Source organism: Lentzea sp. NPDC060358, from assembly GCF_042725365.1.
Lineage (GTDB): Bacteria > Actinomycetota > Actinomycetes > Mycobacteriales > Pseudonocardiaceae > Lentzea.
On sequence record NZ_JBHXCW010000138.1, the window covers coordinates 1 to 20,839 of the forward strand.

Sequence of the window (20,839 nt, forward strand, 5' to 3'; positions counted from 1 at the left end):
CCGAGACGACATCCACGAAGCGTTCCTCAGCCTGGCCTGCGGGATCATCTGCTGGCGCCGACTCCGCAACCTCTCATTGAGTTAGGAGTTCTAAGCCGCGGGGCGGCGGCGGATCAGCAGGATCGCGCCGACGACCACGACCAGGCCGGCCAGGACCCACACCCAGAGCGGCACACCGCCCGGCTCCGGCGCGGTGCTCGCCGCCGGCGCGTTCGACACCGGCGCGCTCATCGTCACCGACGACGGGGCGGCGGCCGACGAGGCCGGCGCGGCCACGTTCATCGTGAACGCGATGGTGCCCTCGACGACGTCGCCGTCGTCGGCCTTCGCCTTCCACACCAGCGTGTGCGCGCCCGGCTTCGCCGCCGCGGTGTCGAACTTCGCGGTGATCGTCCTGTCGACCGCGGCGGCCCGCACGACCGGCCACCGGGTGCCGTCCGGGCCGGTGATCGTGATCGCGTCGCCGTCGGGCAGGCCGATGACGTCGCTGAACGTCAGCTCGACCTGCGGGGGCGGGGCGTCGAGGACCGCGCCGGACGCCGGGGTGCTGCTCTGGAGCTCCGCGTGGGCCTGCGCGGGGACGGTCACGGCCGTCGCGGCGAGCAGGGCCAGCACGAGCGCGCTGAAGGAACGCCTCACGTGCGCAGCGTAACGGTGCGGATGCGCTGCGAAACAGAGCGGAGTCAGACCGGGATCTGCCCGGACGGCGGCACGCGCGACGGTCCGACCGGCACCAGCGCCAGCCCGGCGGCGAGAGCCGCGGCCACCGCGGCGGCGACCACCGGCGCGAGCGGGTCCACGTCGTACAGCAGCCCGCTCGCCACCGGCGCGAGCACCACCGCGAGCCCGGCCGTGGCGTTGACCAGCCCGGCGACCACGCCCTGGTGCCGCGAGCCCGCACCGAACGTCGCGGCCGCCGCGAACCCGGTCACGGCGAAGCCGAGACCGACCGCCACCACCAGGAACCCCAGCGCCGCGAGCAGCACCGACGGCGCGACCGCCAGCACCAGGTACCCGGCCAGCGCGACCGGTGCGCCCACCTTCATCAGCCGGCCGGGCGGCCACTTCAGCAGCGGCACGAGCACGCCCTGCGTCCCGACGAGCCCGATGGCGGCGACGAGCGGCACCACCCCGGTGGCGCCGGCCGAGACCTCGGTCTGCAGCCGGTCCCTGACCAGCAGCAGGACCACGACCTCCGCCAGCCCGAACGACAGGTGCAGCAGGAACCCGACGCCGAACGCGGGCAGCACCTCCCACGGCCGCAGCCGCGCGGGCTGCTCGGCGAACGGCTCCGGCTTCACCGAGACGAGCACCACGACCGCCACCGCCACGGCGATCATCGGCGCGAGGAAGAGCGGCAGCATCAGCGACACCACCGCCAGGCCACCGCCGACCAGCGGGCCCAGTGCGGCGGCGAGCCCGGACGCCGCACCGACCAGGCCGACGGCTCCCGTGCGCCTGCTCTCGTGCGACGTGCCCGCGGTGGCGAGCGCGGCGACGGGGAACGCGGCCAGCCCGACGCCCAGGAGCAGGCTGCGGCACACCAGCAGCGCGACGAACGCCAGGCCGGACGGCAGCGTCTCGTCCGCCGCGAACGTGACCGCCAGCGCGAACCCGCCGAGCCCCGCCACGCACAGGGCGAGACCGGCGACCAGCACGGGCCGCAGGCCGAGGAGGTCGAACACCAGACCCCACAGTGGGCTCGACAGCGCCATCGCCACGGCGGCGACCGACAGCACCAGCCCGTACTGGGCGGTGCCGAGGGAGAGGTCTCGGGTCAGGGCCGGGAAGAGAGGCGTGAGCAGCTGCTGGGCGAACGAGATCGCGAGCAGGGCGAGGAGCAAGGGCGGCAGCGTTCTGGGCACGCGGTTCCCCCTTCGGGTGCGGCGGCGCCGAGAGGGTAACTTGCGGATCGCGCGGGGTGATCCGTTGGTTTGGGAATCGATGCACTCGGGTAACCCGCGCCGGGACTGATCATCTGACCGAGGAGCGGTTTGGCGCACGACCAGGCAGCGGAGACGGGCGAGGCGGCCGATCTGCCACTGGGCAGGCAACGGCCGTCCCTCGCGGCCGTCCGGCGCTGGGTGCGGCTGGAACTCGTGGGCGAGGACACCGACGCCGTGGCGGACGTGCTGCTCGTGGTCAACGAGCTCGTCAGCAACGCCTACCGGTACACGTCGGAACCGTCGTTCCTGCGCGTGGCCGTGGAGCGGACCAAGATCCGCATCGAGATCACCCACGACGCCCGCGCACACCCGCCGCTGCGCAAGGTCTCCCGTCCGCAGCGGGGCTACGGCCTGGTGCTGGTGGCGCGGCTGTCGGAGCGGTGGGGCGTCGACCGGGCGCACGGCGGCACCGTCGTGTGGGCCGACCTCCCGAGGGCGACGTGATAGAAGTTCGCTGGGTTTCGAACGACGTGTTCCTGGGTATGGAACCTCCTGCCTTGAACCAACAGGGCGCCGGGAGATGCTGATGGGTATTGCAGGACGGTCCGGCGAACGATTGGACCTCGTCCTACCGGAGGGGCAGCTGCCGCTCGCCGACGTGCGTGCGGAGGTGCGGCGCCTTCTCGAAGGGATGCACGAGAACGTCGTGGTCGACGTGATGGTCGTGGCCACGGAGCTCGTGAGCAACGCGTACCACCACGCCGCGCCGCCGCGTCGTGCCCGCATCCTGCTCCTGCCCGAGCGGGAGGTCGTGCGGGTCGAGGTCGACGACGGCACGCCCGGCCGCTTCCCGCAGCTCGGGCGGATGGGGTTCCGCGGCCGCCGGCAGCGCGGATTGCTGCTGGTGAACGGTCTGGCGCAGGTGTGGGGGCACAACCGGTTCCCGGACCTGAAGACCGTGTGGGCGGACGTCTCGTCGGTCAGGTGAGGGTCGCGAGGACGTAGGCGGCGGCCTCGGCGACGAGGGCTTCGTCGTACTCGGCGTCCGCGGCCGGTCTGCTGGACATGATCGCCACCAGGACCGGTTCGCGCTGCGGTGGCCAGACGACCGCGATGTCGTTGACCGTGCCGTACGAGCCCGTGCCGGTCTTGTTCGCGACCCTGCTGCCCCGCGCCACCCCGGCGCGCACGCGCCGGTCGCCGGTGACCGAGCGCTCCAGCAGGCCGGTGAGGAACGCGCGCTTGTCCGGGGCGAGCGCGTCACCGAGCACGAGCCGCCGGTAGTCCGTGCCGAGCGAGCGCGGGGTCGCCGTGTCGCGCGGGTCGCCGGGCGTGGCCGAGGTGATGTCAGGCTCCACGCGGTCCATGCGCGTCTCGGTGTCGCCCAGCTCGCGCAGGTACCGCGTGAGCTCCGCCGGGCCGCCGACGTCGCGCAGCAGCAGGTTGCCGGCCGTGCCGTCGCTGTGGCGGACCGCCGCGTCGCACAGGTCGCGCAGGCTCATGCCGGTGCCGACGTGCTGCCGGGTGATCGCCGAGCTCTTCATCAGGTCGGCCGCGGTGTAGGTGACGACGGTGTCCAGGTGCGCCATCGGGTTGCGGTGCAGGACCGCGGCGGCCGCCAGGGCCTTGAACGTCGAGCAGAACGCGAACCGCTCGTCCGCCCGGTGCTCGACCGTGCCGCTCGCTCCCGCCGCGAAGACGCCGAGACGTGCGCCGAACTTCTCCTCCAGCGCGAACAGCGCGTCGTGCCGCACGGGCGCGACGCTGGTGGTCGTGGTGGTGGACGGGGTGGTCGTCGTCGGTGCGGGGGTGCCCGGAGCCGAGGGCGGCGCCGCGCAGCCGGCCAGGGGGAGGAGGGCGAACGTCTTCAGCACCGCACGTCGATCGGTCACCGTTGCAACCTAACCGACCTTGTGGTGCGGGTGGCGCAGTGCCAGGTTGGGTGGTGACGTACCGGTTGGTCCTCTGGGTGGGGAGATCACGGATGCGGCGGACGACGACGATGTTCGGGCTGCTGGCGGTGTGCGGGCTGCTGGCGGGATGCCTGGGGCAGGCTCCGCAGGGCGATCAGGCCAGGAACGCCGACGCTCGGGAGATCACGCTGACCATCGTCGCCAACGCGGTGGCGGGCGGGAAGAACTCGCGCGGGGCGAACTGGCTGCAGAACTGGGTGATCCCCCGGTTCACCGAGCAGCAGAAGGCCAAGGGCGTCACCGCCACGGTCAGGTTCGAGCAGAACGGTGCCGGCGACGAGGACTTCAAGACCAAGGTCGCGCTGGACCTGAAGACCGGCGGCGGTGGCGACATCGTCGAGATCGACGGCATCTGGCTCGGCGAGTTCGCGCAGGCGGGCCAGATCAAGCCGCTCGCCGACGTCGTCGGCAACACCGACTGGGACGGCTGGGACCAGATCCCGAAGGCCGTGCAGGGACTCGGCGAGTTCGACGGCAAGCGGTACGGCGTGCCGATGGGCACCGACGGGCGCGTGCTGTTCTTCAACAAGAAGCTGTTCGCGCAGGCGGGGTTGCCTGCCGACTGGCAGCCCCGCAGCTGGCAGGACGTCCTCGACGCGGGCGCTCGCCTGAAGTCGCTGCCGGGCGTGACGCCGATCCAGCTCAACGCCGGGACCGCGATGGGCGAGGCCACGACCATGCAGGGCGTGCTGCCCGCGCTGGCCGGCACCGGCAGGCCGATCTACGACAACGGCAAGTGGCAGGGGGATTCAGCCCAGCTCAAGGACGTTCTGGGGCTCTACCAGAAGATTTACGGCGGTGGGCTCGGCGATCCCGTGCTGCAGCAGGAGGCCAAGGGCCGCGACAGGTCGTTCCAGCTCTTCGGCGAGAACAGGATCGGCATCCTGCTGGAGGGAGACTACTTCTGGCGCTCCGTCGTGGAACCGAAGAACGGCGTCGCGAAGATGGCCGACCGCGACACCGCCGTCGGCTGGGCGCTGGTTCCCGCCGAGCAGCCCGGTGCGGGCGTCGGCGGGCAGGACTTCGTGAGCATGTCCGGCGGCGGCGTGCGGGTGGTCAACCCGAACACCCGGTACCCGAAGCAGGCCTGGGAGTTCCTGCGGTTCCTCAACTCCGCGGAGGCGGTGAAGGAGTCGCTCGCGGGCACCGCGCAGCTCACGCAACGCCAGGACGTCAACGACGAGGTGCTGAAGGGCGACCCCATGCTGACGTTCGTCGCCGAGAAGGTCCTGCCGATCACCCGCTACCGGCCCGGCCTCGCCGACTACCCGAAGGTGTCGGCGGCGCTGCAGCAGGCGACCGCGGACGTGGTGGCGGGCAAGGACACCGGCGAGGTGGCCCGCGCCTACCGGGCCGCGCTCGTGCGGGCGGTCGGCGAGGACAACGTTGGATAGCGCCGGGCTGGGTGTCCGGCGCGCGGCCGGGTTCGTCGCACCGGCGCTGCTGCTGATCGGGGCCTTCCTGGTCTTCCCCGCGCTCTGGACGCTCTACATCGGCATCACGAACTACCAGCTCACCGGGCCCGCGGCGGCCAACCCCCGGGTGGTCGGGCTGGACAACGTCGTCGACGCCGTGCGCGACCCGTTGTTCACGAACTCGGTGTGGCTCACGGCGTTGTTCGTGCTCGGCTCGGCGGTGGTCGGGCAGAACGCCCTCGGGTTCGGGCTCGCGTGGCTGCTGCGGACCGTGCGCCCCGGGCTGCGGCGCACCGTCGAAGGGCTCGTGCTGCTGTCGTGGATCCTGCCGGGCACGGTCGTCGCGTACCTGTGGTTCGCGGTGCTGAGCCGGGACACGGGCACGCTGGGGGTGCTGCTCGGCTCGCCGCAGACCGCCTGGCTGGTGGAGTACCCGATGACCAGCCTGATCGTCTTCAACGTCTGGCGCGGCACGGCGTTCTCGATGCTGCTCTACACCTCGGCGCTCGCCGCCGTGCCGCCGTCGCAGCTCGAGACCGCCCGGCTGGCCGGTGCGTCGGGGTGGCAGACCGTGCGGGACGTCGTGTTCCCGCACGTCCGCGGGCACGTGCTGACGAACACGCTGCTGATCAGCCTGTGGACGGCCAACGACTTCACGCCGTTCCTGCTGACCGCCGGCGGGCCGAACCACCGGTCCGAGGTGCTGCCGGTGCTGATCTACCAGCAGGCGCTGGGCAGCGGGCAGCTCGGGTACGCGTCGGCGATGTCGATGCTGCTGCTCGTGGGCAACCTGGTGATCGCGCTGGTGTACCTGAGGCTGTTGCGGAGGCGCGCGTGAGTCCTCTGTGGATCGTCCGGCGGATCGGCTTCTACGTGCTGGTCTCGGCGGTGCTGTCGTTCTTCGCGGTGCCGATGCTGTGGCTGGCCTCCGCGCCGTTCGACGCGAAGCCCGGTCTCGGCCTGCGGTGGCCGGACTGGACGCTGGGCAACGTCGCGGCGACCTTCGAGCACCCGTACGCGCTGACGTCGCTGGTGAACTCACTGGTGCTGTGCGTGATCGCGACCGTGGTGACGACGGTGTTCGCCGCCTTGGCCGCCTACGCGTTGTCGCGGGTGCGGATTCCCGGCCGGGACCTGGTGCTGTACCTGCTGTTGCTGCTCTCGTCGGTGGTCACGGGCACGGCGGCGATGGTGCCGATCTTCGTGATGATGCTGCAGCTCGGCCTGATCAACTCGCAGTTCGGCACGGCGCTGGTGATCGCGGGCGGCATGCTGCCCGCGGCCGTCTTCATCCTCAAGGACTTCGTGGACGCCGTGCCCCGGTCGTACGAGGAGTCGGCGCGGGTCTTCGGCGCCTCGCCGCGGCAGGTGCTGGGGCACGTCGTGCTGCCGATCGCGCGGCCGGGCGTCGCGACGATCTTCGTGTGGGCGTTCGTCAACGCCTGGGGCAACTTCCTGCTGCCGTTCCTGCTGCTGCGCGACGTCGGGCGGCAACCGGCGGCGGTGCTGCTGCGGACCCTCTACGACGAGGGCGGCAGCGCCAACCTGACGGTGATCCCGGTGTTCTCGCTGCTGTACTCGATCCCGGTGGTCGTGCTGTACCTGGTCGTGAACAAGCGGTACGGGTTCCGATTCCACGGAGGCATCAAGAGCTGATGGCGGGCATCACCGTGGAGGAGCTGACCACCGTCTACCCGAACGGGGTGCGCGCGGTGGACGCGCTGGACCTCGAGGTCGCCGACGGCGAGCTGTTCGCGCTGCTCGGCCCGTCCGGCTGCGGCAAGACCACGCTGCTGCGCACCATCGCGGGCCTCGAGCCCGCCGGCGGGGGAGCGGTGGCGATCGGCTCGCGCGACGTCACGCGCCTGCAACCGGGTGAGCGGCGCGTCGCCATGGTGTTCCAGGACTACGCGTTGTTCCCGCACATGACGGTGGCGGAGAACATCGCCTACCCCTTGCGGGTGCGGGGAGCGGCGAAGTCCGCGCAGCGCGAGGCCGCCACGCGCACCGCCGCCGGGCTGAGCCTGGACGGCTTGCTCGACCGCCGTCCCGGCCAGCTCTCGGGCGGCCAGCAGCAACGGGCCGCGCTGGCCCGCGCGGTCGCCGCGTCGGCCGAGGTGCTGCTGCTCGACGAGCCGCTGTCCAACCTGGACGCCCGGCTGCGGCTGGAGGCGCGGACGTTCCTCAAGAAGCTGCACCGGGAGCTCGGGCTGACGACGGTGTTCGTGACGCACGACCAGGCGGAGGCGCTGGCGCTGGCCGACCGGATCGCCGTCATGGACGCGGGCCGGATCCGGCAGCTCGGCACCCCGCGCGAGGTGTTCCAGCGCCCCGCGGACACCTTCGTCGCGAACTTCATCGGCTCGACGCCCATGAACCTCGTGCCGGCCGGCTCCGAGATCGTCGGCGTCCGCCCCGAGTACCTCTCGCCCGCACCCGCGGGACTGTTCACGGGCGTGGTGTCCATTGTGGAGAACCTCGGCGTGACCTCGCTGGTGACGCTGGACTGCGACGAGGCCCAGATCGGGTACGTCGTGCCCGAGGACGACGAGCCCGAGGTCGGCACGACCGTGACGGTGGACGCCCCGCCCGCCCGTGTTCTGCGGTACGACGCGGAGACCGGCCTACTCGTGAGGTGAGCTGATGTTCCAGACCGACGGCTACGAGACGCACCCGGGCGTGCTGGCGCCCTCCCGGTTCGAGGCGCTGGCGGCGCACTTCGAGACCGGGCTGGCGGCCCTGCCGGAGGGGCGGCGCCCCGAGCACATGGACCGGCCGCACCTGACCGACCCGGCGCTCTTCGAGTGGCTGCTCGACCCCGGTGTGCTGGACCTCGTCGAGTCGCTGATCGGCCCGGACATCGCCCTGTTCTCCTCGCACTTCATCTGCAAGCCCGCGGGCGACGGCAAACCCGTGCCGTGGCACCAGGACGCGCACTTCTGGCGCGACACCATCGCACCCGCCGGTGACGCGATCACGGTCTGGCTGGCCATCGACCCGTCGACCGCGGAGAACGGCTGCCTGCGGGTGGTCCCCGGCAGCCACCTCGCGCCCGTCGAGCACACCGGCACCGCCGACGCGTTCTTCACCCGGGAGACCGCGGTCGACGAGTCGCGGGCCGTCGACGTGGAACTGGAGCGCGGCGCGTGCAGCGTCCACTCGGCGATGCTCGTGCACGGCTCACCGCCGAACCGCAGCACCACCCGGCGCTGCGGGTACACCATGCGGTACATGCCGACCACGGTCCGGTTGCTGTCCGAACGGCACGCGATCTACTTGGCGCGCGGGCGCGACCGGGCGGGCAACGCCTACGCGCCGGTGCCCTGAGCGGCGCTGCGCCGAACGAGCTTCATCGATCCTCCACCTTGACCGGTCGCGGGATCGGACCTAGCGTGCTGGAAAGCGCTTTCCTAACCCGAGGGGGCTGTGTGGGCACGGTGTCGGGAGACCGCGGGCGCGGAGTCGTCGAGCGGACGTGGCGGCCGGCCGCGCTGCTGGCCGCGTGCCTCGCGCTCTGGCAGCTCGTCACGGCGACCGGCCTGGTCGAGGCCTACCTGGTGCCGTCACCTGGGAAGACCTTCGCGCTGCTGGTGGACAGGTGGCCGTACCTGTGGGGCCACACCTGGGTGACCACGTACGAGACGGTGCTCGGGTTCGTCATCGCGGGTGTGCTCGGCGTGCTGGTCGCCGTCGCGATGGTCTACTCCCGCACGGTGGAGAGCACGGCCTACCCGCTGCTGCTGTTCGCGCAGGTCATCCCCAAGATCGCGATCGCGCCGCTGTTCGTCGTGTGGCTCGGGTTCGGCTTCGAGCCGAAGGTGGTCGTGGCCGTGCTCATGGCGTTCTTCCCCGTGGTGGTCTCCGCGGTCACCGGCCTGAAGTCCGTCGACACCGAGATGCTCGAGCTCGCCGCCACGATGGGCGGCGGGCCGGTGAAGACGTTCGTGAAGATCCGCTTCCCGGCCGCGCTGCCGCACCTGTTCGCCGGGTTGAAGGTCGCGGTGACGCTGGCCGTCACGGGTGCCGTCGTCGGCGAGTTCGTCGGGGCCAACGAGGGGCTCGGTTACGTGATCCTGCAGGCCAACGGCAACATGGACACGCCGATGCTCTTCGCCGGTCTGATCGTCGTCTCCCTGGTCGGAGTCCTGCTCTTCCTCCTGCTCGACCTCGCCGAACAACTGCTGCTGCCCTGGCACGCCAGCCGGCGCGGCGCCGCCGTCACCACCCTTCTCGCGAAAGGCTGATGATGAAGAGAGTGCTCGCAGGTCTTCTCCCCGCGGTGCTGCTGGTCGCCGCCTGCGGTGGTGGCGGTGGCACGTCGTCCGGCAGCGGCGGGGAGGCGCGGGACGTCACGCTCACCCTCAACTGGTACCCGTACGGCGAGCACGCGCCGTTCTACTACGGCGTCAAGCAGGGCATCTACGCCAAGCACGGGATCAACCTGAAGATCCAGGCGGGTCAGGGCTCCGGCAAGACCGTGACGGCGACCGGGGCCGGGCAGACCGACTTCGGCTGGGCCGACACGTCCGCGCTCGCCACGGCCGTCGAGCAGGGCGTGCCCGCCAAGAGCATCGGCGTGTTCCTGCAGACCACTCCCGCCTCCGTGCAGTTCTTCACGGACAAGAACATCCGCAAGCCCGAGGACCTCAAGGGCAAGTCGGTCGCCACCACGGCCGGTGACGCGCTGACGAAGACGTTCCCCGCGTTCCTCAAGCGGAACGGCATGCGGGAGTCGGACGTCTCCATCCAGAACATCGACCCGGCGGGCAAGATGGCCGCGGTCATCTCCAACCGGACGGACGTGCTGCTCGGGTTCGCCTCCGACCAGGGACCGACGATCAAGGAGAAGGCCGGCAAGGACGTCGGCCACCTGCGGTTCTCGGAGTTCGGGCTCAACTACTTCAGCAACGGCCTGCTGACGTCGAAGTCCGTGCTGCAGAAGGACCCCGAGCTCGTGAAGAAGATGGTCGCGGCGACGCAGGAGGCGTGGACCGAGGCCGAAAAGGCGCCGGAGGCGGCCGCCGAGTCGATGACGGGCGCGGCCGAGCAGCTGCCGTCGCCAACGGTCGTGCTGGAGCAGTTCAAGACCACGCTGACGTTGCTGCACACCGACGCCACCAGGGGCAAGGCGCCGGGCGTGAACAGCTTCGAGGACTGGAAGAAGACCATCGAGACGTTCCGGCAGACCGGGATCATCAAGGAGGCGGCGGAGCCGTCGGCGTACTGGGAAGAAAGCGTGGCCCCCAAGGGATGAGCACCGACGTGACCACCACCTCCGCCGTCGCGGCCGACGACGTGTCCGTGCGCTTCCGCTCCAGGCGCGCGGAGGTCACCGCGATCGAGCGGGTCTCGCTCACCGTCGCGCCGGGCGAGTTCGTGTCGATCGTCGGCCCGTCCGGCTGCGGCAAGTCGACGCTGCTGAAGCTGGTGTCCGGCCTGCTCGCGCCGTCGTCCGGGACGGTGACGCTGCTCGGGTCGCCGGTGACCGGCCCGCGGCACGACATCGGCTTCGTGTTCCAGCGCGCGGCGTTGCTGGAGTGGCGCTCGGCGCGCCGCAACGTCCTGCTGCAGGCCGAGATGCGCGGCATGAACGCGGCGGAGGCGGCCCGGCGGGCCGACGAGCTCATCGAGATGACGGGCCTGAAGGGGTTCGAGGACGCCCTGCCGCACGAGCTCTCCGGCGGCATGCAGCAACGCGTGGCACTGTGCCGCGCGCTGCTGCACCGGCCGCGGGTGTTGCTGATGGACGAACCGTTCGGCGCGCTCGACGCGTTGACGCGCGAGCAGATGAACGTCGAGCTGCACCGGGTGTGGCGGGAGACCGGCACGACGGTGCTGCTCGTGACGCACTCGATCGCGGAGTCGGTGTACCTCGCGAACCGGGTGGTCGTGCTGACGCGGCGGCCCGCAGTCGTCCAGGAGGTCGTGGAGGTGGGCCTGCCGGCCGAACGCGACTACTCGGCGACGCTGGCCCGGCCGGAGTTCGCGGCCGCGACCGCGCACATCCGCGACCTGCTGGGAGCGGTGACCGAGCACGACTGACGGGTTGCGACTGATTTATTACCCGCGTAAGTTCGGTTCCACGCCGCATCGGAAAGCGCTTTCCAACGCCGTGCCCGCACGGCCTGGCCCACGGGGTGGTGGGGATGTTCCGACGCGTGTCCTGGTTGGCCGTCATCACGTTCGTGCTCTCCGCGGTGCTCGTGCCCGTCGCTTCGGCGCAGGACGAGCCGATCGCGGACCCTCTGCCGACGCCGGCCCCGTCGGGTCTCGGCCTGGAGCTCACCGAGGTCGCGCAGCTGCCCGCGTCCCAGCCGGTGCCGCCGCCGACGGACCCGAGACTGGTGCGCCACAACAGGATCAACTACCTCGGCGAGGTTCCCGACGGTTCCGGTCGGCAGTTCGTGCCGGACATGAACGGCAGGCTGTACCTGCTCGACGGCGGCGCGCAGCACGTGTTCCTGGACCTGGGCGCGGCCATCGGGCCCGACTTCCACACCCACCGCGGCCTGGGCAGCGGCTTCGGGTTCGCGGCGTTCCACCCGGACTTCCGGAGCAACGGCAGGTTCTACACCGTGCACACCGAGACCGGTGCCGCGCTCACCGCGAAGAAGCCCGACCTGCCGTCGTCCGGCACCGACCAGGTGCACGGCGTGATCACCGAGTGGACCGCCGCCGACCCAGGTGCCGACGTCTTCTCCGGAACACGCCGCGAGGTGCTGCGCGTCGGCTTCGCGACGTTCATCCACGGCTTCCAGGAGATCGGCTTCAACCCGACGGCCCGCTGGCAGGACGAGGACCGGACCCTGCTCTACATCGCCTCCGGCGACGGCGGCATCGGCGCGAACACCACGGTCCCGCAGGACCTCTCGCTGCCGCAGGGCAAGATCCTGCGCATCGACCCGGCCGGCACCGACGGGCCCGGCGGGCGGTACGGCATCCCGCGCTCGAACCCGTTCGCCGGTGCCGCCGGTGAACTGGGCGAGATCTACGCCTACGGCATGCGCGACCCGTACCGCTTCAGCTGGGACGCGGGCGGCTCGCACAAGATGTTCCTCGGCCACATCGGCGAGAAGGCCGTCGACTCCGTCTACGAGGTCCGCAAGGGCGCCAACCTCGGCTGGAGCGAACGCGAGGGCGTCTGGGAGTTCCGCCGCGGCGACCCGTCGTGCGGTGTGTTCCCGCTGCCCGCCGACGACGCGAAGAACGGCTACACCTACCCCGTCACGGCGTTCGACCACAACCGGCTCTCCTCCACGAGTCCGTGCGCCGACAGCGGCAACGCGCTGATGGGCGGCTTCGTCTACCGCGGCGCCAAGATCCCTTCGTTGCGCGGCAAGTACATCTACGGCGAAGGCGTGAAGGGACTGCTGTACTACGCCGAGGAACGCGAGATGCGCGCGGGCGCTCCGATGACCGCGTCCCGTGAGCTGATGGTCTACGTGAACGGTCAGGTCACCACGCTGAAGGCGCTCGTGGGCGACCCGAACCGGGTCGACCTCCGGTTCGGCCGCGACGCCGCCGGCGAGCTGTACGTGCTGGCCAAGGCGAACGGCAAGATCTGGAAGGTGACGGGCGCGCGGGCGTTCGCGTCCTGCCGCCTGGGCCACGACGTCGTCGCCGGCACGGGATCCGCGAGGTCGTGGGCACCCGTGACGCCCGAGCTGTGGGAGTTCCCGGGACGTGAGGTCGTGCTGGCGCGAGCGGGGGTGGCCCGGCCCGGTCCGCGGCGGCCGTTCGAGTACGCGGTGCTGACCCGGGGCCCGGAGTTCGGCTCGGTGCAGGTGGACGCCTCGGTTCGGCTCGACACACCGGTAACGGAGTCCAACCGGGACGTGATCGTCGTGTTCGGCCACCGGTCCGACACCGAGTTCTACTACGTGCACCTCTCGTCGGACAACACGATCTACCCGCACAACGGCATCTTCGTCGTGAACAACGCCGACCGGCTGCGCCTCGACCACCAGTGGGACGCGGTGCGGTCTGCCGGCGCGCCACCCGCCGTGTCCGACACGGCCTGGCATCGCGTCAGAGTGCGGTATTGCGCCGACACCGGGGAGATCGCGGTCCACGTCGACGGGTCGCCGTTCCCGCTGATGACCGCGGTGGACAGGACCTTCCCGTCCGGCCGGGTCGGCTTCGGCTCGTTCGACAACGTCGGCCGGGCGCGCGACGTCCTGGTGCGGGGGAGCGGGTCGTGAGGCGGCTGCTCGTCCTCGGAGTGACCGCCGCGTTCTGCGTGGGCCTGGCCGCGCCCGCCCCGGCCTCGTCCGGCGGGGTGCTGCCCACGCTGGCCCGCGACCTGGTGTCGTACTACGACTTCGAGCACCCGGTGCGCGGTGACGGCTCCCTGGAACAGGACCGCGGCCGGTCCGGCACGACCTTGGCGCTGATCAACGGAGGCGCGCGGATGCGCGTGCGGGACGGAGTGTCCGGCCGGAACTCCGTGCAGCTCCAGCAGGTCGACCCCGCGGTCGCCGGGAACGACGACTGGAAGGCGGGGTTGTTCAGCGAGTCGGGAGTACCGTCGTTGCGGGCCTTCAACGGCGCGCGCGAGGCGTCGATCCTGGGCTGGGTGAAGATGACGGGCCAGAACCCGGCGCCGAACTCGAACACCGCCGACCCGGCGGACCTCTACGGCGCGATCGGACTGGCGGGAGTGCTGACCGGCAGCTCGGACGGCCATGCCGTGCGGGCGCTGCTGGAGCTGATCCAGGTCGGCGGCGAACTGAAGCTCGTGGCACTGGCCAGGCGGGTCGACGGCGAAGCGTCGCAGACGTTCGCCGCCAGCCGGCCGTGGCAGGAGCTGCTGCCGCAGGGCGAATGGGTGTTCCTCGCGGCGACGTTCGACTTCGACACCGGCGCGATGGCGTTGTACCGCAACGGGAAACCGCTCGAAGGCCGGTACGTCGCCGCCGGTGACCCGTGGCGGCTCGAAGGCGAGCCCGAACCGGACCTCGCCTCCGCGACCGACCCGCGCGGGCTCAAGATCGGCGGGAGCTACCCGCAGAACACCCGCGAGAACAACCCCTGCACCTGCCGGATGGACGACCTGATGTTCCTGGACCGGGCCGTCCACCCCTGGGAGGTGCGCCTGCAGCACCGCCTGGTCAGTCGAACACCGTGACGCCCTGGGCGGCCGGCTGCAGCGTGCCGACCTTCACCTCGCTCACCTTGAGCTTGCCCGGGTCAGCGACCGGCCGGCCGTCCGTGCCGATCAGCGTGACCTTCGCGGGCGCGCTGCCGGGCAGCTGCGCGGTGATCTCGTTGAGGGCGAAGGACTTGCTGTCGTCCATCTCCATCTTCACCCCGGCGAACGCCGTCCTGCCGGGCTCCAGGGTGATCGACGGGCCCTCACCGGGCACGAGCTTCTGCTCGACCGGGATGGCCGCGGGCTCCCCGGCGGCGTTGGTGAAGGCGAGCTTCGGCCAGCCCTGGACCGTGATCGGCGTGGAGCCCGCGTTGGTGGCGGTGAGCAGGCCGAGACCCGGCTTGCCCTGCAGGGTGATCTCCACCTTCACCGCCGGCTGCACCGAGTCCTGGGAGGACGCGGTGGTGCCGGACGCCGCCGTGCTGGACGCGGTCGTGCTGGACGGCGTGCTCTGGTCCCCTGAGCCGGTCGCCGTCGTCCCGCAGGCCGCGAGAACGGCGACGAGACCGGCGGCCAGGATCGTGACGCGCATCGGGCAAAACCCCCTGGTGGCTCGAGTTGATCTCCACCGGGTAACCGGGCCGGGGGTTCCGGCAAACCTCGTCCGCTCGATCGTGCCTCACAGCACGGCCAGGTCGACCGCCTTCGCCATCGCCTCGAAGCCCTGGTCGCCGGGGTGCAGGTGGTCGCCCTCGTCGTAGGCGGGCCGGATCCGCTGCGGGTCGGCCGGGTCGCGGACGACCTGGTCGAAGTCGGCGACCGCGTCGAAGTCGGTGCTGGTGCGGATGAACGAGTTGACGGCCTGCCGCACCGCCTCCAGTTCGTCGGTGTAGCTGTTCCAGCCCTTGAACGGCGTGATGGTCGCCCCGACGACCCGCAGGCCGCGGTCGTGCGAGCGCTGGGCGATCTGCCGCAGCGCGGCGATGATCTTCGCGGGGTCGGTCTCGTGCGGCGTCTGCTGGATGTCGTTGATGCCCTCGAACACGATGACGCTGCGGACACCGGTCTGGGTCAGCACGTCGCGGTTCAGGCGGGCCAGGGCGTTGGGGCCGGCCGAGCCGCCGTCGAGCAGCAGCCGGTTGCCGCTGATGCCCGAGTTCAGCACGCCCAGGCGCTTGTTGACCCGGTCGGCCAGCTGGTCGGGCCAGCGCAGGTTGGCGCCCCACGTCGCGTTGGCGCCGTCGGTGATGGAGTCGCCGAGCGCCACGACGCTGCCCTGCAACGTCGACGAGCGCACGTCCACACCGGACACGTAATGCCAGTTGATGGTGCGCTCGCGGTAGGGGGCCGCGGACTCGTCGGCGACGTGGTTGCCGTCGCGGGTGAAGTACGAGTTCTGCCTGGTCAGCTGGTGGTGCGTGACGGGACCACCGGGCTCGGGCGTGAAGACGCTGACGAGCAGGTCCGAGTCGGCGGGCACGGTGAGCGCCACGCCGTCGCTGACCACGTCGGCGCCGGGCGGCGCGGTGATCGACCGCGCGCCGCCGAACGTGAGCGTGCGCATCGTGCCGGGCACCGCCGTGGGCGTGTCGGGGCCGGCCGCCCGCGCGACCGTGACCTGGCCGAACAGCACCGGTGTGCGGCCGTAGGCGTTGGAGAGCCGGACTCTGATCTCCTTGCCGCCCGCGCTCACGTGCACGATGTTGCGGATCGAGAAGTTCGGATAGCCGTTGTCCGTGCCGGGCACGGCGGACGAGGGCGCGGCGGCCCAGGTGCCGACCCAGCGGGGAGCCGCGGCGTGCGCGGGGGAGGCCGCCGCCACGAGCAACGCCACTGCCAGCAGAAAGCGCGTCATGCACTCGACCTTGGCAGCGCTCCCACCTGCACGGTATCCGCCGATCTTCGGATCTATGCTCGTCAGGTGTGGAACGGAGCTGAGTACCAGCGCAGGTTCGACTCGCTCGCCGAGTCGGGGGTCGACGTGCACGGCGAGGCATCGTTCGTGCGCGCCTTCGGGCCGAAGTCCGTGCTGGACGCGGGCTGCGGCACCGGGCGCGTCGCGATCGAGCTCGCGCGGCACGGCGTCGAGGTCGTCGGCGCGGACCTCGACGAGTCGATGCTCGCCCACGCGCGCGAGCTGGCGCCGCAGATCACCTGGGTCCGGTCCGACCTGGCCGCGCTCGACCTCGGCCGGACGTTCGACGTGGTCGTGATGGCGGGCAACGTGCCGCTGTTCACCTCTCCCGGCACGCAGGACGCGCTCGTCGCCGGGGTCGCGCGGCACGTCGGCGGCGTGCTGGTCGCCGGGTTCAGCCTGAACCGCGGCTACACCGCCGAGCAGTACGACGAGCACTGCGCGCGGGCCGGGCTGCGGCTCGCCGAGCGGTTCGCGACCTGGGACCGCGAGGAGTTCCGGGGCGGCGACTACGCGGTGTCCGTGCACACGATCTGAGTGGCCGCCTCCACGAAGGCCCTGGTGAGCGGGTCGTCCTCGCGCCAGGCGACCACGACGGGGCTGGGCGCCATGTCGTCGAGCGGCACGACCCGGAGCCCGCTGCCCAGGTCGTGGCCGAGCGGCGCCAGCCCCACGGACCCGTTCCACAGCACGGTCTGCACGCACTCCTGCACGCCGCGGACGACCGGGCCCCGCCGCGGCCGCCCGCCGTTCCAGTAGCCCTGCCAGGCCTCGTCGGTGCCCTCGGGGAACTGGAACCAGTCGCGGTCGTCTAGGTCCGCGGTGGTGATGCGCTCCCGCGCCGCCAGCGGGTCGTCCGCCCTGAGCACCGCGCCGACCGGGTCGGCGCGCAGCACCCGCGTCCGCAGGCCCGTGCGGTCGAACGGGCCGCGGGTGAGGGCGACGTCGACCTGGTGCGACCGCAGGCCGCAGGTCGGGTCGGTCAGGTCGGCCTCCCGGACGACGATCTCGACGCCGGGATGCCGCCGGCGGAACTCCCGGGCGATCCGCGCCGCGCCGTGGTCGCCGAGCACGCCGACGGTCAGGGTGGTCCTCGCGACCTTGGCCCGGATGCGGTCGGCGTGGTCCAGCAACGCCCGCGCTTCGTGCAGCAGCGTGCGGCCGGCGTCGGTGAGCTCGACCCCGGCGGGGGAGCGGCGCAGCAGCGCGGTGCCGAGGCCCGCTTCGAGGAGCTTGATCGCCCGGCTCAGCGGCGGCTGGCTCATGTGCAGGCGCCGCGCGGCCCGGCCGAAGTGGAGCTCCTCGGCCACCGCGACGAAGTAGCGCAGCGTCCGCAGCTCCATGAGCAGCCACGATACTCGCCCGGTATCGGGACGACCGAGCCGGTCTTGGACGCGGCGTGCGGACGCGGGTGGGGTGGGGACATGACCATCCCGGACCCCGCCGTCGACGTCTCCGGCGCCGTCGACCTCGCCCCCGACCTGCTCGTCGTCCCGAACCACCACGTCGGTCTCGTCCCCAACATCGGCATCATCGGCGGCACCGAGGCCGTCCTCGTCGTGGACACCGGACTCGGCCCCGAGAACGCCCGAGCGGTGTTCGCCCTGGCCGACGAGGTGGCCCGCGGCCGGCGGGTCCTGCTGACGACGACGCACTTCCACCCGGAGCACGCGTTCGGCGCCGCCGCCTTCGACGGGACCTACGTCGTGGGCCGGGCGCAGGCGGACGACCTGCGCCGCAAGGGTTCCGGCTACCTGGAGATGTTCCGCGGGTTCGGCGGCGCGGTCGCCGACCGCCTGTCCGGCGCCGAGGTCCCCGTGCCGGACGTGGTGTTCGACGGGGAGCACGTGCTCGACCTGGGCGGCCGCACGGTCGTCCTGCGCCCCACCGGACGCGGGCACACGCTGGGCGACCAGGTCGTCGAGGTGCCGGACGCCGGCGTGCTGTTCACCGGCGACCTCGCCGAGACCGGCCAGTTCGCGATCTTCCCGTGGTTCCCGCCGCACGACACCGACGTGTCCGGGCTCGCGTGGATCGCCGTGCTGGACCGCCTGATCGCGTCGTCGCCTCGGGTCGTGGTGCCGGGACACGGGTCGGTGGGCGGTATCGGCGTGCTCGAAGGCGTGCGCGACTACCTGCGGGAACTGCGCGACGAGACCTGGCGCCGCCGCGACTCCGCGGTGGCGGACATCGTCGCCGAGGTGCGCGCGGTGCTGGTCGCGCGGCACCCGGAGTGGGTGGGGCAGGAGTGGATCGAGCCCGGGGTCGCGTGTCTGTGCTCCGAGTCGGCTCCATGACTTCAGTGTGGACTAAAGATAGTCCTCGCCGAGGTGCTCGCGGATGACCTTCTTCGGCACGCACAGAGCCCAGGCGCCGAGGACGAGCTCGGTCATCTCCTCGACGTCCAGTTCGGCCATCGCCGCGTGCACCCACTGGAAGCGCATGTCCGAGGGGCTCGGGAAGGCGAACTTGACCGGGTCGCTCGCGACCAGCGCCTCGCGTTCCTCGCGCGGGTAGCCGAAGCCGAGCACGGTCTCGTCGCGCAAGAGGGCCGCATAGACGATCCGGCCCACGCGGAACTTCACGCGGTCGCGGATCAGGTGCTCGGTGGTGCGGGGCAACGTCAGTGCCACGGCCCGGACGTCGGCGACGGTGATCATCAGGCGACCCTTCCCGCGGCGGCGCCGTTGTGCAGGAGGGACAGGACCTGGTGCGGTGGCTCGGTGGTGATGATGGTGTCGTCGCCGAGCCGGGTGACCTCCGTGCGGCGTTGCGGTGCGCCGTTGTGCGGGCGGTGCGTCAGGTAGGCGCGATCGTGCTCGGTGGTGAGGGTGGTGTCCTGGTAGTTGGTGCGGTAGGTGCCGCACATCCAGTCATCCACCGGGCGCCGGTCGGCGGATGGCACCGGTGGTGGGGCGATGGGGCCGAGTGTGGCGCTGAAGACCTCGTGGGCGAGTGGTTCGGCGTTGGTGCTGTTGGTGAGCATGGCTACCGCCTTCGCGTTGGCCGGGTCCAGGCGCAGGAAGGCCTTCTGGCCCCGGGAAACGCCGGTGTGGCCGGCGATGCCGCCGTCGTACAGCATCCAGCCGAGTCCCCAGTCGCGGATGCCGCCGCCGAAGTCCGGGACGGAGCCGAGCTGGGGCTCGCGCAGGGCGGCGTGGTCGCGCAGTTGCAGGCGGACGAACGCCATCAGGTCGCGGGCGCTCATGGCGAGGTGCGAGCCGCTGGGCGCGGTGGAGTACGAGACCGCCCACCTCGTCGTGGGAACGCCGTCGGTGTGGCCGACCGCGGCTCGATGCAGGATCGCCTCGCAGGCGTCGGTGGCGACGGTCTCGAGTCGCAGCGGGGTGACGAGCTCCGCGCGCAGCACGTCGTGGAAGGGCTTGCCGCGCAGCACTTCCACCAGCCTGCCGAGCACGGTGTAGCCGCTGTTGGAGTAGGAGAAGACGACGCCGGCGGCGAACGGTCGCCGGGCTGCGGCGATCGCGGCGGCGCACTCCTCGATCGTGCGGGTGTCCGTGAAGTGGTTGGCGTCGAGGCCGCTGGTGTGGGTGAGCAGGTGGCGGGCCGTGATGTCCGGCGCGAGGCCGGGCAGGTGGGTGGCGACGGGCTCGTCGAGGTCCAGCAGGCCGTCGCGCACCAGGAAGTGGACCAGCGTCGCCGTCCAGACCTTGGTGATCGAGCCGATCTTGAACACCGCGTCGGGCATGGCCTCGACGCCGGTGCGCCGGCTCAGCACGCCCGCGGCCTGCTCGTGGATCTCGCCGTTCTCCAGGACGGCGACCTGCGCGCCCGGCACGTCGTGGCGGGCGAGGAGCTCGCTCAGAATCATCAGTCGATCCTGCCGTGTCCGGCAATCTGCAACTAATCGGACAATTGGCATCAAGAACGTTCTCGTTCACGAATCCAAGCGATCCCGTGGCATTCGAGTTCATTGACGCGGCAATCGCTCCACGCATGCGGCATGAGCTGCGAAAACAGCAAGAGAATCGACCATTTGAGATGGTCGGATCCCGGAATTGTGAGAGCGCAACCACACTCCGCCTCCCTTTCGGCCCGATCGGGTGAAAAGTGGAGCGATGAACGTGAAACGGTCCCTTCCTGCCCTTCTCCCGCTCGTCATCACCGCCTCCTTCTTCGCGGGTGGCGCGGCCGAGTCGGCGACCCCGGCGCAGAGCCCGGTCAACGTCACGCCCACCGCGATCCGGTTCGACCCGCACGCCGCGAAGCTCGACGTCACCTACGGCACCTCGGCGATCGAGCTGAAGTACATCCGCAAGGACACCGACAAGGCGGACGGCTGCACGGCGCGCGACCACGAGGAAACCGAAGAAGCCGAGGTAGCGCCCGGAGCGGGTCATGTCACCGTTGCGGGTACGCGGTACGACCTGGTCCAGTTCCACTTCCACACGCCGTCGGAGCACACGTTCGGTGGGCGTCACACGCCGCTGGAGATGCACCTCGGGGACTGTAAAACGTTCGGTGTAACTCCCGATCATGGAAGTGCACCTGATGACCGACATGATGTCCGGCGTGGAGAACGCCGAGGACTCGAAGCC

23 protein-coding genes are annotated in these 20,839 nt (G+C 71.3%); 15 read left to right on the top strand and 8 right to left on the bottom strand.

Annotation, left to right across the window (positions count from 1 at the left end; translation table 11 throughout):
* Positions 1 to 90: 90 nt before the first annotated feature.
* Positions 91 to 639: a copper resistance protein CopC gene (locus ACFWGZ_RS25925; protein ID WP_382454170.1), complete on the bottom strand. Its 549-nt coding sequence runs from the start codon at positions 637 to 639 to the stop codon at positions 91 to 93.
* Between the two features lie 44 nt (positions 640 to 683).
* Positions 684 to 1,865 carry an MFS transporter gene (locus ACFWGZ_RS25930; RefSeq protein WP_382454171.1) on the bottom strand — a complete coding sequence of 394 codons (1,182 nt, stop codon included), beginning with the start codon at positions 1,863 to 1,865 and terminating at the stop codon, positions 684 to 686.
* Between the two features lie 129 nt (positions 1,866 to 1,994).
* Between ACFWGZ_RS25930 and ACFWGZ_RS25935 the strand changes: the two genes are divergently transcribed.
* Together ACFWGZ_RS25935 and ACFWGZ_RS25940 are read left to right on the top strand one after the other, a co-directional pair.
* Positions 1,995 to 2,390, top strand: a complete 396-nt coding sequence (locus ACFWGZ_RS25935; RefSeq protein ID WP_382454172.1) for an ATP-binding protein — start codon at positions 1,995 to 1,997, stop codon at positions 2,388 to 2,390.
* Positions 2,391 to 2,472: 82 nt separating this feature from the next.
* Complete coding sequence (locus tag ACFWGZ_RS25940; RefSeq protein WP_382454173.1) at positions 2,473 to 2,874, top strand: ATP-binding protein; 402 nt, start codon at positions 2,473 to 2,475, stop codon at positions 2,872 to 2,874.
* Here the strand turns inward: ACFWGZ_RS25940 and bla are convergent.
* A complete protein-coding gene (gene bla, locus ACFWGZ_RS25945) occupies positions 2,867 to 3,778 on the bottom strand; it encodes a class A beta-lactamase (protein WP_382454174.1) in 912 nt (303 codons plus the stop codon). The genes ACFWGZ_RS25940 and bla overlap by 8 nt on opposite strands.
* Before the next feature lie 92 nt (positions 3,779 to 3,870).
* Between bla and ACFWGZ_RS25950 the strand changes: the two genes are divergently transcribed.
* The 10 genes from ACFWGZ_RS25950 to ACFWGZ_RS25995 all read left to right on the top strand — a co-directional run bounded on the left by ACFWGZ_RS25950 (position 3,871) and on the right by ACFWGZ_RS25995 (position 14,401).
* Positions 3,871 to 5,253, top strand: coding sequence for an extracellular solute-binding protein (locus ACFWGZ_RS25950; protein WP_382454175.1), 1,383 nt, complete (start codon positions 3,871 to 3,873; stop codon positions 5,251 to 5,253).
* On the top strand, positions 5,246 to 6,112 hold the full coding sequence (locus tag ACFWGZ_RS25955) for a carbohydrate ABC transporter permease (RefSeq protein ID WP_382454176.1): 867 nt from the start codon (positions 5,246 to 5,248) through the stop codon (positions 6,110 to 6,112). The genes ACFWGZ_RS25950 and ACFWGZ_RS25955 overlap by 8 nt, the downstream gene beginning before the upstream one ends.
* The gene (locus ACFWGZ_RS25960; RefSeq protein WP_382454177.1) at positions 6,109 to 6,930 is read left to right on the top strand and encodes a carbohydrate ABC transporter permease; all 822 of its coding nucleotides are present in this window, start codon (positions 6,109 to 6,111) and stop codon (positions 6,928 to 6,930) included. Before ACFWGZ_RS25955 ends, ACFWGZ_RS25960 begins: the two co-directional genes overlap by 4 nt.
* Positions 6,930 to 7,913 carry an ABC transporter ATP-binding protein gene (locus tag ACFWGZ_RS25965; RefSeq protein ID WP_382454178.1) on the top strand — a complete coding sequence of 328 codons (984 nt, stop codon included), beginning with the start codon at positions 6,930 to 6,932 and terminating at the stop codon, positions 7,911 to 7,913. The genes ACFWGZ_RS25960 and ACFWGZ_RS25965 overlap by 1 nt, the downstream gene beginning before the upstream one ends.
* Positions 7,914 to 7,917: 4 nt before the next feature.
* Positions 7,918 to 8,601, top strand: a complete 684-nt coding sequence (locus ACFWGZ_RS25970) for a phytanoyl-CoA dioxygenase family protein (protein ID WP_382454179.1) — start codon at positions 7,918 to 7,920, stop codon at positions 8,599 to 8,601.
* Between the two features lie 101 nt (positions 8,602 to 8,702).
* The gene (locus ACFWGZ_RS25975; RefSeq protein WP_382454180.1) at positions 8,703 to 9,518 is read left to right on the top strand and encodes an ABC transporter permease; all 816 of its coding nucleotides are present in this window, start codon (positions 8,703 to 8,705) and stop codon (positions 9,516 to 9,518) included.
* Positions 9,519 to 9,520: 2 nt separating this feature from the next.
* Complete coding sequence (locus tag ACFWGZ_RS25980) at positions 9,521 to 10,528, top strand: ABC transporter substrate-binding protein (RefSeq protein WP_382454192.1); 1,008 nt, start codon at positions 9,521 to 9,523, stop codon at positions 10,526 to 10,528.
* The gene (locus tag ACFWGZ_RS25985; protein WP_382454181.1) at positions 10,525 to 11,316 is read left to right on the top strand and encodes an ABC transporter ATP-binding protein; all 792 of its coding nucleotides are present in this window, start codon (positions 10,525 to 10,527) and stop codon (positions 11,314 to 11,316) included. Before ACFWGZ_RS25980 ends, ACFWGZ_RS25985 begins: the two co-directional genes overlap by 4 nt.
* A gap of 116 nt (positions 11,317 to 11,432) precedes the next feature.
* Positions 11,433 to 13,475, top strand: coding sequence for a PQQ-dependent sugar dehydrogenase (locus tag ACFWGZ_RS25990; protein WP_382454182.1), 2,043 nt, complete (start codon positions 11,433 to 11,435; stop codon positions 13,473 to 13,475).
* Positions 13,472 to 14,401, top strand: a complete 930-nt coding sequence (locus ACFWGZ_RS25995) for a hypothetical protein (protein WP_382454183.1) — start codon at positions 13,472 to 13,474, stop codon at positions 14,399 to 14,401. The genes ACFWGZ_RS25990 and ACFWGZ_RS25995 overlap by 4 nt, the downstream gene beginning before the upstream one ends.
* On the opposite strand, the gene ACFWGZ_RS26000 is transcribed toward ACFWGZ_RS25995, so the two are convergent.
* Positions 14,385 to 14,957, bottom strand: a complete 573-nt coding sequence (locus ACFWGZ_RS26000) for a DUF4232 domain-containing protein (protein ID WP_382454184.1) — start codon at positions 14,955 to 14,957, stop codon at positions 14,385 to 14,387. The genes ACFWGZ_RS25995 and ACFWGZ_RS26000 overlap by 17 nt on opposite strands.
* Before the next feature lie 87 nt (positions 14,958 to 15,044).
* Entirely contained in the window at positions 15,045 to 16,220 is a 1,176-nt protein-coding gene (locus tag ACFWGZ_RS26005) for an SGNH/GDSL hydrolase family protein (RefSeq protein WP_382454185.1), read from the bottom strand.
* A gap of 66 nt (positions 16,221 to 16,286) precedes the next feature.
* On the opposite strand from ACFWGZ_RS26005, the gene ACFWGZ_RS26010 reads away from it, so the two are divergent.
* Positions 16,287 to 16,817 carry a class I SAM-dependent methyltransferase gene (locus ACFWGZ_RS26010; RefSeq protein ID WP_382454186.1) on the top strand — a complete coding sequence of 177 codons (531 nt, stop codon included), beginning with the start codon at positions 16,287 to 16,289 and terminating at the stop codon, positions 16,815 to 16,817.
* Here the strand turns inward: ACFWGZ_RS26010 and ACFWGZ_RS26015 are convergent.
* Complete coding sequence (locus ACFWGZ_RS26015; RefSeq protein WP_382454187.1) at positions 16,790 to 17,623, bottom strand: LysR family transcriptional regulator; 834 nt, start codon at positions 17,621 to 17,623, stop codon at positions 16,790 to 16,792. The genes ACFWGZ_RS26010 and ACFWGZ_RS26015 overlap by 28 nt on opposite strands.
* Before the next feature lie 81 nt (positions 17,624 to 17,704).
* Between ACFWGZ_RS26015 and ACFWGZ_RS26020 the strand changes: the two genes are divergently transcribed.
* Positions 17,705 to 18,577 (top strand): MBL fold metallo-hydrolase, encoded by an 873-nt coding sequence (locus ACFWGZ_RS26020; RefSeq protein ID WP_382454188.1) that lies wholly within the window; start codon positions 17,705 to 17,707, stop codon positions 18,575 to 18,577.
* A gap of 12 nt (positions 18,578 to 18,589) precedes the next feature.
* Here the strand turns inward: ACFWGZ_RS26020 and ACFWGZ_RS26025 are convergent, their stop codons facing one another.
* Both ACFWGZ_RS26025 and ACFWGZ_RS26030 read right to left on the bottom strand, forming a co-directional pair.
* Positions 18,590 to 18,940: an MmcQ/YjbR family DNA-binding protein gene (locus ACFWGZ_RS26025; protein WP_382454189.1), complete on the bottom strand. Its 351-nt coding sequence runs from the start codon at positions 18,938 to 18,940 to the stop codon at positions 18,590 to 18,592.
* On the bottom strand, positions 18,940 to 20,112 hold the full coding sequence (locus ACFWGZ_RS26030; RefSeq protein WP_382454190.1) for a serine hydrolase domain-containing protein: 1,173 nt from the start codon (positions 20,110 to 20,112) through the stop codon (positions 18,940 to 18,942). Before ACFWGZ_RS26030 ends, ACFWGZ_RS26025 begins: the two co-directional genes overlap by 1 nt.
* A 247-nt stretch (positions 20,113 to 20,359) precedes the next feature.
* Between ACFWGZ_RS26030 and ACFWGZ_RS26035 the strand changes: the two genes are divergently transcribed.
* Positions 20,360 to 20,839, top strand: a 480-nt coding sequence (locus ACFWGZ_RS26035) for a carbonic anhydrase family protein (RefSeq protein ID WP_382454191.1), incomplete at its 3' end; no start/stop codon positions are given.